This is a genomic window from Bacillus cabrialesii, from assembly GCF_004124315.2.
Lineage (GTDB): Bacteria > Bacillota > Bacilli > Bacillales > Bacillaceae > Bacillus > Bacillus cabrialesii.
The window spans coordinates 1,000,025-1,013,432 of sequence record NZ_CP096889.1 but is presented as its reverse complement, the minus strand read 5'-3'; the positions used below and the strand labels follow the sequence as shown (position 1 = coordinate 1,013,432).

Sequence of the window (13,408 nt, the reverse complement as noted above, 5' to 3'; positions counted from 1 at the left end):
AGGAGGGATCATGTTGTTCAACCAACGAAGAGGAATCAGCCCCGCAGCATTGATTATAGGGTCAACAATGCTTATTGCTGCTTTATCACCTCAGATCCGCCAAAGAATCAGCGGATTTGTCACTGGACAAATGAAGAACAGACGGAATTCTCAAAATAACATGTTTGATACTTCTAATGTAGGAAACATGGTCAAACAAGCACTTGGCGGCAGTGATAACCAGGACCGTTCGCAAAATCAAAGCCAACGGCAAAATGGCCGTCAGCACCAGCATGCCGGACAGCAGCAAACACAGCATCAGCATACACAGACACAATCAAGGCAAACTGAAACAGCCGCGAAAAAAAGACAGCCGCATTATGCGGAACCCATACAATTCGAACAAAGCGCAATGAATGTCATGGACGACAACACCATGATGGAAATGCTGGAGGACTTAGAACCGGGCCGTTAAAAAAAACGTGTAATCCAAGTAAATGGATTACACGTTTTCATATGTTACGCTTCTTCAGCTTCGATCACTCTGGATTGATCATTGAATACCCCTGAATCCATTTCCTTCGTGACCTTACTCGTTATGAGACCAGATGTCATACTTCCGCTGACATTCAGAGCAGTACGCCCCATGTCAATTAGCGGTTCGATTGAGATTAATAAACCGGCGAGCGCCACAGGCATGTTTAATGATGATAAAACAAGAAGCGCCGCAAATGTCGCTCCGCCGCCAACTCCGGCAACACCGAATGAGCTGATGGCAACGACTGCGATAACTGTGATGATGAATACCGGGTCAAACGGATTTTGGCCGACAGTCGGGGCAATCATCATCGCCAGCATCGCGGGATAAATGCCGGCACATCCATTTTGGCCGATCGAAAGACCGAACGAACCGGCAAAGTTTGCGATTCCTTCCGGCACACCCATGCTTCTTTGTGTTTTAATATTCAGCGGCAAAGCACCTGCGCTTGACCGTGACGTAAACGCAAATACAAGTACAGGCAGCGCCTTTTTCAAATAAATAATCGGATTCAAGCCGCTGAGTGTCAGGAGCAGCAAATGAATGATAAACATTGTGATTAACGCTGCATATGAAGCAACCACAAACATTCCTAATTTTAGAATACTGTCAATATCACTCGTGGCAATCGTTTTTGTCATAATGGCCAGCACCCCATAAGGCGTCAGTCTCAAAATGAGGGTGACGACACGCATGACAATGGCATAAACGGCATCAACCATTTTTTTAAAGGTTTCTGCCTGTTCCGGCTGTTTATTCTTCACGCCGAGGAAAGCCATTCCAAGGAAAGCGGCGAAAATAACGACTGCGATCGTTGAAGTCGGTCTAGCTCCCGTAAAATCTAAAAACGGGTTTCCAGGCAGCAGTTCAACAATTTGCTGCGGCAGCGTTTTCGCTGTCATATCTTCTGATTTCTGCTGAAGCTCCTGACCCCGCGAAAGCTCTGTATTCCCTTGGTCAACCTGAATCGCCTGCAGGTCAAAAGAAAGCGCGGATGCGATACCCACAGCCGCCGCTACAGCTGTTGTCGCAATTAAAATCCCAATAATCAATCCGCTGATTTTCCCGAGGTTTTTTGTCAGTTTCAGCTTAGTAAATGCGCCGAGAATCGAAATAAAGACGAGCGGCATGACAACCATTTGCAGCAATTTGACATATCCGCCCCCGGCAATATTGAACCAGTCGGCTGTTTGAATGACTATATTTGAAGTCGGGCCGTAAATCAGCTGAAGCGCAAATCCAAATACAATCCCCAGCCCCAGCGCAGTAAATACACGTTTAGAGAAGGAAACATGTTTTTTCTGCATAACAAAAAGCCCTAATATAAGTAAAAATAAAATAAATACATGTAATACAACCAGTAAAGTCTCCAAAGCAGGTAAACTCTCCCTTCAAATTTTCTCATTTACTATATTACACTAATTCCGATGGGTCAAGTGCGAATTACAATAACTTATCATTTAAGTAAAAAAAACCTTATATAATCCCTTTTTTGTTCTTTTCTTTCCCTTCCATCTTTAGTACCTTATATAAGGGTGATAACATTTGCTGAAAGAACTGTTTGTAAACTTGACCATTTTAATCACATTTAATTATCTCTTCACCCACCTGTTTAAAGAAAGGTTAGTACATAAAAAAGACAGCATCTCCTTCCAAGCTGTTAAAGGACTGGCCTGCGGTTTACTCGGGGTTATTCTGATGGTTTTTGGATTTATTCACCAGCATTCAATCATTGATCTTCGAAATATCCCTATTATGATTGCCGCTCTTTATGGGGGCTGGGTTTCAACGGCAATGGCCTTGGTGATGATCGCTGCAGGCCGATTGCTGATCACGATGAACACATCTGCAATATACTCGGTTATAATCATTTGTTTCGCTGCCATCCCGTCACTCATTGTTTCCGGAAGAAAAAAAGTTCAATTAAAACACGCTTTCTATCTTTTAATCATTACAAATAGTCTGATCTCCATTTCCTTTTATTTTTTTATAAATTTACATTCATATCAACTTCACTTATATTTTTGGATTATCTCAATAGCTGGCGGCATGCTCAGTTTATATATTATTGAGCATGAAACAAATGCACATCTTCTTTTTAAACAATACAAGTTTCAGGCGCACTTTGACTTTTTAACTGGCATTTATAACCGAAGAAAATTTGAAGAAATCACACAAGCTCTTTATCAACAGGCAGCTAATACCTCGCATTTTCAATTCGCACTGATTTATATGGATATCGACCATTTTAAAACCATCAATGACCAATACGGCCATCATGAAGGAGATCAGGTGCTGAAAGAGCTGGGGTCACGTCTGAGGCAGAGCATCCGAAATACTGATCCTGCCGCACGAATTGGCGGTGAAGAATTTGCCGTGCTCCTGCCGAACTGTACGCTTGATAAAGCAATCCAGATAGCGGAACGGATCAGACGCACTGTCAGTGACGCTCCAATTAGATTAACAAACGGAGAAGAGCTGTCTGTTACGATATCACTGGGGGCCGCTCATTATCCCAATAATAAGGAACATCCAGAATCTTTGCCGATTCTTGCCGATCAAATGCTGTACAAAGCGAAAGCAACGGGGCGGAACAAAGTATGTTTTTCAGAAAAAAAAGAATGAATTCAATGTTAGAATTCATTCTTCCAATCTGAAAGACGTTTCATAGGCAGAAAAGCCGGGACAAGATCCCCCTGATACTCTTTTTCTATAAATGCCGCTGTATCATCAGCTTGGTAGAGCTCAAGAATGGTTCGCAGCGCTTCCCGATCTTGATCCTCCGCTCTGACCACAATCAAATTCATTTCTTCCTTACACATGTGCCCGCCGCTCTTTATAGTATGTTCTTTCGGGTTAAGTCCCGCTTTTTTTGCTTCAGACGGTTTCATGACAAACACGTCGGCGCCGCTCACTGCGTCCTGTTGCGGGACTGCTTTCAATTTGAGGTGTCTCGGATTATCTTTAATCATATCGACTGAACCTGTTCCGTTAAATCCGTTTTTCAACGTTAGCAAACCCGCCTCCTGAAGCACCGTAAGCGCCCTGCCAAAATCGAACACGGCATCCGGAACAGAAACGACAGCTCCGCGCGGTATATCTTGGATTCGGTCATATCGTTTTGAATAAATGCCCATAGGCGTTATGTATGTCGTACCGAGCGGCGCCAGCTTACGTTTATATTTTTGAGTGAACGACTGAAAATATGAAATGGTTTGAAAGGCGTTGGCATCAATTTCTTTGTTGGCAAGCGCGATATCAGACTCCGCATAATCAGAAAAAGGAATCAGCTGAATATCCAGCCCCGCCTCTTCAGCCTTTTTAGCAATATAGTTCCATATTGCCTCGTCAGACTCAGCAATTCCGATTTTTATCGTTTCATGTTCTGCTGACGGTGAGCACGCAGTAAATGAAACGAGAAAAACAAGAACAAAACTGCATATAAGCCACTTTTTCATTGTGACCATACTCCTATCTATGTATTAGAGCATGCAAGCAATATCAGACATACGCTCTCTTAGTTGATAATCGTTGTCATTTGTAATATTGGTTAACTTTTACCTTACTCATATCCAATAAAGTTGTCAATTCCTATTACATTTTCTTCCCGAAAAGAAGGAATATCTAAGGCAAACATATGATCACATATCGAGAATGCAGATGAATTTCCGTAAATAAATATCAAATTGAAAAATAAATATGCTACTTTCAGAAAAAAGTTTCATTTAGCAGTTGTTTTTTCTAAAGATTACTGGTAGAGTAAAGGTAATTATTTTTGTTCGAACTATCTTTAAGAAGAAAGTTTTGTAAGAGTTTTCGTCTTGGAAGTTTGTTAAGAGCAAGAATAGTGAATTTAAGCGTTATGATCGCTTTAGGAGGAAATTTCATGTTAGAAGGTAAAGTAAAATGGTTCAACTCTGAAAAAGGTTTCGGATTCATCGAAGTAGAAGGTCAAGACGATGTATTCGTTCATTTCTCTGCTATTCAAGGCGAAGGCTTCAAAACTTTAGAAGAAGGCCAAGCTGTTTCTTTTGAAATCGTTGAAGGAAACCGCGGACCACAAGCTGCTAACGTTACTAAAGAAGCGTAAGCATAAATTGATATGAAAAACTGCAGGTGCAAACCTGCAGTTTTTATTTTGACAAAAAGCTGTTTTGCTTAAGCAAAACAGCTTTTTTCATTAGTTCGCAATATCCCGTTTCATGAAGATCCCGAAAGCAAGCAGCAGGAAGATGATAAAGTAAACCACCAGCATGACAATGGAGAATGTCATGGTCATCCCTTCTACTAATGGTGTCCCCTCAACATATTGCATCAAATTAACATTGGCAAATAAAATATACTTTGCCCAGTCAAATTTCGCTGCGATAAATGCAGTGGCTGTCATACCCGTAACCAATAAAAAGATGGAAAAGCCTACTGCAAGTGAGCTGTTTCTAAAAACAGCCGAAAGCATAAATGCCATTGTTGCGATCATTAAAGCCGCAACCGATTCTGAGAGATACGTTTTTGCCAAGTATCCCATCATATTTTGCTCAAAGACGTGTCCATCCTTGTAGATTAAATGAACATTCGCGGCAGTGTCGCCGCCTGTTCCGAAGAAGATCATTCCTAATAAAGTAGAACCCATAAATAAAATAAACAGCAATAAGAATCCAAACAAGAGAACTGTTATGTATTTGGATAACAAAATCTGAAAACGGTTGAGCGGGCGGATCATTAACAGCTTAATGGTTCCCCAATTAAATTCGTTCGCGACAATTCCGGCTGCGATAATAATGGTAAACAGTCCAGTAAGGATTGTAAAACCTGCTGAATCCGTTACATAAGACCATACAGTATAGCCCGTGTCATCTGGGATGTTATGCTCTATGCGATAGTTGTTAAGTGTGATTTTTTCTTCATATTCACCTTTCAGTGAAGAATTATCTTTCATTTCTTTCTTCAACTCGGCGTTTTCAGCTTGGAGTTCTTGTTTCCAATGGGGATTCGATTCATCACTAGAAAAATGATTCGCCAGAAATGCATATCCAACCATTGTTAATCCAAGAATCCCGATCATCACCCATGTTCCGGCACGGCTGAAAATTTTGATCCATTCATTATAAATCAAATTAAGCATGTTGAACCTCCTCTTTTGCTTCACCAGTCATTTCTAAGAAACGGTCCTCTAATGATTTTGTCATTACTTTGACTTCATAAATGCGGATTTGCTGCATCACCAGCAATTCAATGGCCGCAGGGACTTCGTCTTTAGCAAGTTTGACTTCTATACCGTTTGTCTTGCTCACCACATCGTACTCCTTTAGAATAGAAACGGCTTCTTTCGGCTGATCAACCTGAAAGAAATATGTATCGTTCTCATCTGTGATTTCATCTCTTACATTTTGAATATCAATCAGCTTTCCTTTTTGCAGAATGGCAATTCGGTCACACATCAGTTCCATTTCTGACAGCAGATGGCTTGAAACGATGACAGCCATTCCTCTTTCACGCGTCAGCTTCTTTAAATGATCTCTGATTTCTCTGATTCCCGCCGGATCAAGGCCGTTTGTCGGTTCATCCAAGATCAGCACTTTTGGATCATGCAGAAGACACTGTGCCAAGCCAAGACGCTGTCTCATCCCAAGGGAGTACGTTTTCACCTTGTCGTGAATTCTGTCTGTTAAACCGACCAGCTCAACGACTTCATCAATTTTTTCCTTCGTAACACCCTTGACCATCCTTGCGTATTGCTGCAGATTTTTATATCCGCTCAAGAATTTATACAGCTCTGGATTCTCTACAATAGCTCCAATATGCTTAATTGCCTTGGCATACTCTTTCGTAATTGATTGGCCGCAAATAAGCACATCACCTTTTGACAATTTCATTAACCCCACCATCATTCTGATGGTTGTCGTTTTCCCTGCTCCGTTCGGCCCCAAAAAACCGAATACTTCGCCTTCGCGAATCGCAAAACTCAGATGATCAATAATCGTCCGGCCTCTGATGTTTTTTGTTACATTTTTCAATTCCAATACTGTCTTCATCAAATTCCTCCTCTAGCAAACTTCCATTTTTGATTTAAACCATTGCAACACGGACATGCCTTCCCGCTCACGAATCTCTTCTACAACACGCTGCTCAACTTTTTCTCCATTTGCGAGTATGATGACTTCGTCCAGCAACGTTTCAATTTCATCAATCTCATGCGTCGCGATCACGACAATCTGTTGCTCAAAATCGATGTACGACACCAGGCTGTTTACGATGGAGTCCCTGACCATCGGATCAAGCCCTGAAAAGGGTTCATCAAGCAAGATGACGGACGCCCGCCTAGCCAAAGCTAGGACGATTTTCAGTCTTCCCCGATTTCCTTTTGATAGCTTTTTGATCTTTTTGTTCGGGTCAAGCTGCATCTCATTCAACAGCTTATAAGCTTGTTCTGTTTGAAAATCAGGAAATTGCGTCTGATAAAAATTCACCATATCCATTACAGTGAAATGCGGATAAAACATATCAAGCTCTGTAAGATAAGCCGCATGACGCACCATATCCCTCGCAACCGGCTTTTCATTCACTCTCACGAATCCTGAAGTCGGGAAGAGCAGGCCGGCCATCATTTTTAAGGTCGTTGATTTGCCGCTGCCGTTCGGTCCGATCAGGCCGTAAATCCGTCCGGATGATAAGGTGATCGACACATCATTGACGGCAGTGTGGCGGCCGTATTTTTTTGATACATGTTCTAAAGTGATTTCCATTTTAACCTCCCTCAGTGAACGTTTTAATCCCTTCCACCATTTCCTCTTTCGTTAGCCCCAGCTCTTTCATTTGTTTCACAAAGCCTTCCATCACTTCTCGTGTCAGCCTGTCCTTCAGCTCATCTACGATTTCTGCTTTCTCGGCAATAAACGTTCCTTGACCTCTTCTTGTTTCCACAATACCCAGCCTTTCCATCTCACTGTATGTTCTTTGAATCGTATTGGGATTTACCTTGGTTTGGATCGCCATTTCTCTTACTGAAGGAAGCTTGTCTCCTGGAAGCAGCTCCTTCCTGACCAGCCGATAAAAGATCTGATCAGCGATCTGAAGATAAATCGGTTTCGAGGATTGGAATTGATTGTCCATATTCACACCTCTACTTTACGATCAAGCAATTTTGAAGCCATGAGGAGCAGCACGATCGTGATGACAATCGCAATAGGAAACCCAAGCACGGACAGGTGTATAGGTTTTAATTCCAATCTCCAAACATTATGGAAGTTGAAATCAAAATTACAATAGACTGTTACAGGCCAAAAATGCTTTTGAGATGCAACCACCAAAGGGCTCATGATGTATTCATCGAAGAAACACCACACTGCGGCCAGCATCCCCATTGCCGCCCATCGCATTCCGCGCCAATTCTTAAGTGAATGAAAAACAGTCCAAAAGACAACTATTGTTACTGACATATATAACGAGGAAATAAGTCCGTACACATTCAGCAAAACGACTGTACTTGTCATATCAACAGGATGCTCCAGCAGGTTTTTCACAGAGAACATATGATAAATCCAAATACAGTAAGCGGTTAATGCCAATTGAATCAGAAATTGATAAAGCAAAGATGCTGACAATTTAGAAGAAAGCAGCAAGAAACCGCCATTTGGATTGTACAGCCAAAGCTGTGATTTCCCTTCTTTATGCAGATGATAAAACACAAAAACAGGGGACAAGAAAAGCAGAAAAAAAGCAACGGCAACAAAAAAACCAAAAATGACAAGAGGTTCTTTCGTGCGAGAAGCTATGATATGGCCTGTCACCAATAAGAAAATGATCCCGCATATCCATACTAGCAGCCATATTCTTGATAGCTTTAAATCTTTCTTTAATAGACCTAAAAAAGAATCCATGTCTTTACCTCCCGGGAGCCTCTTCGGTGTATGAGTAACATAGTACACTAGTTCAAAATGAAATACAACATATCCCATGGATTTATTTGATAAAAAAACATATAAACAGCAAAAAAGGCAAATCCGCCATGAGTAAACGGATTTGCCTTTTCATTATTTCTTCTTATTTTTCATGGAGAGCAGCGCATCACGATAGTTGCTGTCCTGCATTTTTCACTTTCCTCAGTGACCTCTTCTTCTGCCTGATCTTCATCAGAATGCTTAAACTTTTGCAGCGCCTGCCTGTAAATATCATCACCCATTGTGTTTCGTTTCTCTTTTGGAGAATCGTTGTTCACAACGGCTGGCGTATGCTCGGCAGTCCTTGCTTCAGCAGGGTATTGCGCTTCGTTTTTTTCCTCTTATTAATACGAACAATAAATTTTATAAACTGACTTCATGCCTTACATTCACCGTCATATAAGCACCTTCATACTTCTTTCTATAGGTTATTATTAAATAATAACTATATATTCACAATAATTCAGATATTGTAGATAAAAGAGAAAGAGTCATAATAACTAGAAAAACACTAAATAAAAATACTCGCTCTCTCCTTAAAACAAAACACGTAAATAAGGCAACAAAACTAAACTTAAATACAAATTCAAGATAACCATTACCATAAATATAAGTAATACCCATTGTAGTTAGGCCTATAATTGCTAAATATTTCTTTGATTGTGCTAAGAACCCCCGCCAGCCAGTTTCCTTTACTTTCCAAAAACCCAAAAGGTTTTTCACATCAAGACATGTGCCCGGTAGGAGATTTTGTGTATCTAGCTTCACATACGCTGGTTGAAGATAAGGAGCAGTACCCTCTAAGGACTCCTGGCCCCAATAAAAGGCACTATCATTAATCTGCAGAGGTTCAATTGCTATGGATCTATTTTGGCTGGCGCCATATGCTGGCATGAGTCTGATTTCGCTATCTCGTGAGAAAACAACCCGCTGTCCTTCTGTTTTACCAAAGTATTTTTCCCACCACATAGTCCGTAAATCGCTATATAAAAACCTTAGTATATTATGTTTTCGCAGATTAGCCATACTTACATCAACAGCAATCCACCCCTCATCCTCTAAGTATATTTCATTCCAAGCATGACCATTCATTTTTCCAAATGACCAACTTCCAAATAAAGTTCTTGTAGGGATTCCTAGGGACCTGCACAATGATGAAAATAAAAAGGAAAACTCAGCGCAATCGCCATTTTTAAATCGAAGGAAGGATTTTACCCCTCTGCTCTTAGGAGGATACTTATACTTAAAATTGGTAACAATATATCGAAAAATCGCTTTTGCTTGATCTCTTTTACTGTTTAACCCACTTGTAATATTCCGTGCAAGATCTAAAGTTTCTTCATTAACAGGTGAAAGAACCGTATCTCTTAAATAGTATGCTTCCTCTTCCTTACTTAAAGGTATCGTCTCCCCTTTCGCAGGATACCATTCTTGAGTATATCGTAAATGTAACGTGTCATTTTTATGTAGAATAAAGTAACCTAGATTTTCACCAGTAGGCAATCTATGTAGTTGGGATGGTTTTAATGTTGAGGGGTCCAATCCTTCAGGAATAGGGAGCCAAAGTTCTATTGTTTGATCTAAGGAGTTTTTATAAAGGTAATCGACAACAATCGGTTTTTTCCTCATTTAATCTCATTTGCCTCCATTAATATATTCATTATATTTTATTCCACTAAATCGTTTTTGAAGCAGGGAGTATTACTTCTTCTTTTGATGGCCGCTTTATTTTATTTCTAATATAAATATAAATTTTCTTGTAATCTTTGTCGCTAATAAGTATTGTATCTATCATGATTATAGTTAGAGAGAAGGTTATCAATCCCATCACTACGGCAATTCCTAGGTGTAAAGCGACAAGTAAAATAAGTGCTATATACTTTGTTACCTTATTAAATAGCAAGAAAGGAAATGCTACCTGCAAAAGAATAGTGAAATATGTAGAGAAAACTATTAAAAAATCAGATGAGATCATAATATCACTTATCCAAGGCAAGTTAAACTCTTGGACTTGTAAAATATAGTATATTGCAGTACCATTTTGCCAAAGCTCTCCCATTACTTTATATAAAGATGAGTTGAGATATAATATACATAACTGTACAATTATAGCTAAAACTCCAAAGTTATGAATAACACTTAAGTAAAAGTTATTACTAAATCTCTCCTCTTTTTCTAATATTTTATCTATAGACAGATAATGATTAGTTTTCATAAAAAACATATAAATTAAAGTGATTGCCATAATATTGTCTCCACCATCTAAAATCACAGAATTTTGCTGGTCTATTGAATAGAGAAATATAAAATTGAGGATGGTAACAATTCTAGTTTTGTAACCAACTGTAAAAAAAGCGGCCGCTAAAATGCCTAAATGAAATGTTATCTCAAAATAAATTAGAGAATCTCCTAAACTATATAAAGTAAAAGGCTTTAGTTGCTCTGAATATTCTGTTTGAGATACTCCGTTTGGTCCCCATATAAAATGTCTCTGTCGATAGTTTATAGCATATGTATATAAAATGATTAAACCAAACCCTATTCTTAAAAAACTTGCTCCAATCAAAGACTTTTTATTCGAAGCTAGCACCATAATTTTTTTAAATAACAATACTATCCCCCGCTTCTTTTAACTATAGTCTTTCTCCCAATCATATGTAATATAAGTTTGTTTTCTTTCATAATCTTGATTGTTTCGCTTTGAAAACGGTATAGGTTCTATTCTTAACACTCTAACTCTCAGCTCTTCTATATCTTGGTTTTTAAAATAGATTTTTGCATAATGTTGCCCAAGGTTATATAACATTTGTATGCCGTCTTTCTGATGATCTGTTAATTCTTTAGCTTTATTTTTCTGACTCTCTGAATTTCGATTCTTCATCGATTTTTTTAATTCAATTTTATTCATTAGCTCATTTTCATTTACTGTTTGCATATAAGCACCTGTTCCAAGTCTTACTAAAGTATTTACAGGTGAAAGTCTATTTTTATGATTTGCATCGTATAATGGAGTTGAAATATCAATCCATTCAGATTCTTTACCGTTCTTATCTCGCACTTGGATATTAACGTATGTATCCCTGGATAAAGGGTTGGGAGCAAAAAGTTGCCAGTTTTGCGCGAAAAACGGATGCATATATGAAATTATATGAGCATTAAGTTTATTTTTAATTGGATTAAATGGAAGAACATAAAAAGCAGTTACCGAAAAATGAAAAACAAATAAAATACATACCACAATAAAGAAAACTTTTTTCATTTTTAACATTCCCCCCTCCTTAAAAGGAACCTCACTACTGAGGTGGAGGCTCCTTTTTATGTTCTACATTTTCAGATCAGTCGAATAATACTTCTGCGTCTTCTGGTACATACTCAGAATTTGACGATGATCCTGTAGCTTTTTTATATGCATCTGCTCCTGCGGCCCCTAAAAACCCTGCACCAAAGGCTGCTGATCCCCACTTAGCTACTTGACCGGCTGCTTTTACTCCAGCTTCAGCTACTCTGGCAGCTTGTCCAATTGCAGCAAGTGCAGGTAGGTACTCTGGTTTCATTTCAGATGATTCTTTTGCATTTTCAAAGTTCACCCGTTCAATTGGTTCAACTGTTGAAGCAGAAACTGAGGATACACCAACAAATGCACAAATCAGAATTAGACTAATAGTTATTACTATTTTTTTCATATTCACTCCTCCTTTCTGTAAAAATAATTATAATTTGTATTAAACATGATGTTAATTTATATATTACCATATATGGTAAATTTAACATAATTGATTTTTCTCAAATATCTAAAAACCAAAATCCATAAATTTACTTTGTTAATTATTCGGTTGTTAAAACAAAAGTTCTGTGGACAATATTGCTGAAATTCTCCCCATGCTTTTTCAGTGCATGATGAGTAACAATAGTACTGGATCAAAGTCTAAAATAGTATTTCCATAGATTTATTTGATAAAAAAACATATAAACAGCAAAAAAGGCAAATCCGCCATGAGTAAACGGATTTGCCTTTTCATTACTTCTTCTTATTTTTCATGGAGAGCAGCGCATCACGATAGCTGCTGTCCTGCATTTTGTCACTTTCCTCAGTGACCTCTTCTTCTGCCTGATCTTCATCAGAATGCTTAAACTTTTGCAGCGCCTGCCTGTAAATATCATCACCCATTGTGTTTCGTTTCTCTTTTGGAGAATCGTTGTTCACAACGGCTGGCGAATGCTCGGCAGCCCTTGCTTCAGCAGGGTATTGCGCTTCGTTTTTATCCTCTTCTGGAGGGGCGATTCTTTCGGTTGTTTCTTGCTTCTCGGGCCCAGGAGAGGCGTTGCGGACGTTGAATGTAATAAGAGCCGCAATGACAATAACAGCAGCAATAATTGCTATAATAATGGCCATTTCAACCTCTCCTTACTGTCCTGATGTTAGGTTTCCTGTGACTTGGCTGACGCGTCTTCCTAAAGCGCGTCCAAGCTGAATACCTTCCTCGGACATTAACTCATCACTGTCAACCGGACAAGTGACACCCGCTCCGTAATAAGAGCCGTACAGTGCGTTTTCAGGTACGTTTCCAGGCAGGCCGACAACGATCATGCCTTGGTGGAACATCGGCGTGATTAAGTTGTGCATTGTCATTTCCAAGCCGCCGTGTGTTGTTGCCGTTGTGCAGAAAACAGCACCGACTTTGTTGATCAGTTCGCCTTCAGCCCATAAGTAGCCAAGTCTGTCGATCCAAGCTTTAAGACCGGAGCTGATTGTTCCGAAATGCCCCGGGCATCCCCAAATAATCGCATCCATATCTTTCAGCTTGCGGATATCCGCTTGATCAACATGGTCGATCAATACCTCAGCCGCTTCGTTTTCTCTTGCACCTTCAGCAATCGCTTCTGCAAGAACCTTAGTATGTTCACCTTCACTGTCATACACTACATAAATTTTCATTCAGGAAACCTCCCTGTA

The 13,408-nt window shown here is 39.5% G+C and carries 16 protein-coding genes and 2 pseudogenes; 3 read left to right on the top strand and 15 right to left on the bottom strand.

What is annotated here, in order from left to right; genetic code table 11:
* Window positions 1-10 precede the first annotated feature (10 nt).
* The gene (locus tag EFK13_RS05220; protein WP_129506278.1) at window positions 11-454 is read left to right on the top strand and encodes a hypothetical protein; all 444 of its coding nucleotides are present in this window, start codon (window positions 11-13) and stop codon (window positions 452-454) included.
* Window positions 455-498: 44 nt separating this feature from the next.
* Here EFK13_RS05220 and tcyP read toward each other — a convergent pair whose 3' ends face one another.
* A complete protein-coding gene (gene tcyP, locus EFK13_RS05215) occupies window positions 499-1,890 on the bottom strand; it encodes an L-cystine transporter TcyP (protein ID WP_129506279.1) in 1,392 nt (463 codons plus the stop codon).
* 172 nt (window positions 1,891-2,062) lie between these two features.
* On the opposite strand from tcyP, the gene dgcK reads away from it, so the two are divergent.
* Complete coding sequence (gene dgcK / locus EFK13_RS05210; RefSeq protein ID WP_129506280.1) at window positions 2,063-3,142, top strand: diguanylate cyclase DgcK; 1,080 nt, start codon at window positions 2,063-2,065, stop codon at window positions 3,140-3,142.
* A gap of 8 nt (window positions 3,143-3,150) precedes the next feature.
* Here the strand turns inward: dgcK and EFK13_RS05205 are convergent, their stop codons facing one another.
* Window positions 3,151-3,975: a MetQ/NlpA family ABC transporter substrate-binding protein gene (locus EFK13_RS05205; RefSeq protein ID WP_129506281.1), complete on the bottom strand. Its 825-nt coding sequence runs from the start codon at window positions 3,973-3,975 to the stop codon at window positions 3,151-3,153.
* A gap of 428 nt (window positions 3,976-4,403) precedes the next feature.
* Here EFK13_RS05205 and cspB point away from each other — a divergent pair, with 428 nt between their 5' ends.
* A complete protein-coding gene (gene cspB / locus EFK13_RS05200) occupies window positions 4,404-4,607 on the top strand; it encodes a cold shock-like protein CspB (RefSeq protein WP_003224086.1) in 204 nt (67 codons plus the stop codon).
* A 90-nt stretch (window positions 4,608-4,697) separates the two neighbouring features.
* Here cspB and EFK13_RS05195 read toward each other — a convergent pair whose 3' ends face one another.
* The 13 genes and pseudogenes from EFK13_RS05195 to EFK13_RS05140 form a co-directional block, all read right to left on the bottom strand.
* The gene (locus tag EFK13_RS05195; protein ID WP_129506282.1) at window positions 4,698-5,639 is read right to left on the bottom strand and encodes an ABC transporter permease; all 942 of its coding nucleotides are present in this window, start codon (window positions 5,637-5,639) and stop codon (window positions 4,698-4,700) included.
* On the bottom strand, window positions 5,632-6,549 hold the full coding sequence (locus EFK13_RS05190; protein ID WP_129506283.1) for an ABC transporter ATP-binding protein: 918 nt from the start codon (window positions 6,547-6,549) through the stop codon (window positions 5,632-5,634). Before EFK13_RS05190 ends, EFK13_RS05195 begins: the two co-directional genes overlap by 8 nt.
* Window positions 6,550-6,561: 12 nt before the next feature.
* On the bottom strand, window positions 6,562-7,260 hold the full coding sequence (locus EFK13_RS05185) for an ABC transporter ATP-binding protein (RefSeq protein ID WP_129506284.1): 699 nt from the start codon (window positions 7,258-7,260) through the stop codon (window positions 6,562-6,564).
* A 1-nt stretch (window position 7,261) separates the two neighbouring features.
* Entirely contained in the window at window positions 7,262-7,627 is a 366-nt protein-coding gene (locus EFK13_RS05180; protein WP_129506285.1) for a GntR family transcriptional regulator, read from the bottom strand.
* A 2-nt stretch (window positions 7,628-7,629) separates the two neighbouring features.
* On the bottom strand, window positions 7,630-8,394 hold the full coding sequence (locus tag EFK13_RS05175) for a hypothetical protein (protein WP_129506286.1): 765 nt from the start codon (window positions 8,392-8,394) through the stop codon (window positions 7,630-7,632).
* Window positions 8,395-8,403: 9 nt separating this feature from the next.
* Window positions 8,404-8,561 (bottom strand): annotated as a pseudogene (locus EFK13_RS21205) (hypothetical protein); the annotation flags it as partial.
* Window positions 8,548-8,795 (bottom strand): annotated as a pseudogene (locus tag EFK13_RS05170) (hypothetical protein); the annotation flags it as partial. The pseudogenes EFK13_RS21205 and EFK13_RS05170, both read right to left, overlap by 14 nt.
* Window positions 8,796-8,907: 112 nt before the next feature.
* Window positions 8,908-10,083, bottom strand: coding sequence for a transglutaminase-like domain-containing protein (locus tag EFK13_RS05165; protein ID WP_129506287.1), 1,176 nt, complete (start codon window positions 10,081-10,083; stop codon window positions 8,908-8,910).
* Window positions 10,084-10,129: 46 nt separating this feature from the next.
* Window positions 10,130-11,065, bottom strand: coding sequence for an HTTM domain-containing protein (locus EFK13_RS05160; RefSeq protein ID WP_129506288.1), 936 nt, complete (start codon window positions 11,063-11,065; stop codon window positions 10,130-10,132).
* 18 nt (window positions 11,066-11,083) lie between these two features.
* The gene (locus EFK13_RS05155; protein ID WP_129506289.1) at window positions 11,084-11,722 is read right to left on the bottom strand and encodes a DUF5819 family protein; all 639 of its coding nucleotides are present in this window, start codon (window positions 11,720-11,722) and stop codon (window positions 11,084-11,086) included.
* 67 nt (window positions 11,723-11,789) lie between these two features.
* Window positions 11,790-12,137 carry a hypothetical protein gene (locus tag EFK13_RS05150; protein ID WP_129506290.1) on the bottom strand — a complete coding sequence of 116 codons (348 nt, stop codon included), beginning with the start codon at window positions 12,135-12,137 and terminating at the stop codon, window positions 11,790-11,792.
* A gap of 335 nt (window positions 12,138-12,472) precedes the next feature.
* Window positions 12,473-12,847, bottom strand: a complete 375-nt coding sequence (locus EFK13_RS05145) for a hypothetical protein (protein ID WP_248894267.1) — start codon at window positions 12,845-12,847, stop codon at window positions 12,473-12,475.
* A gap of 12 nt (window positions 12,848-12,859) precedes the next feature.
* Window positions 12,860-13,390, bottom strand: a complete 531-nt coding sequence (locus EFK13_RS05140) for an NAD(P)H-dependent oxidoreductase (protein WP_064813605.1) — start codon at window positions 13,388-13,390, stop codon at window positions 12,860-12,862.
* Between the last annotated feature and the right edge of the window lie 18 nt (window positions 13,391-13,408).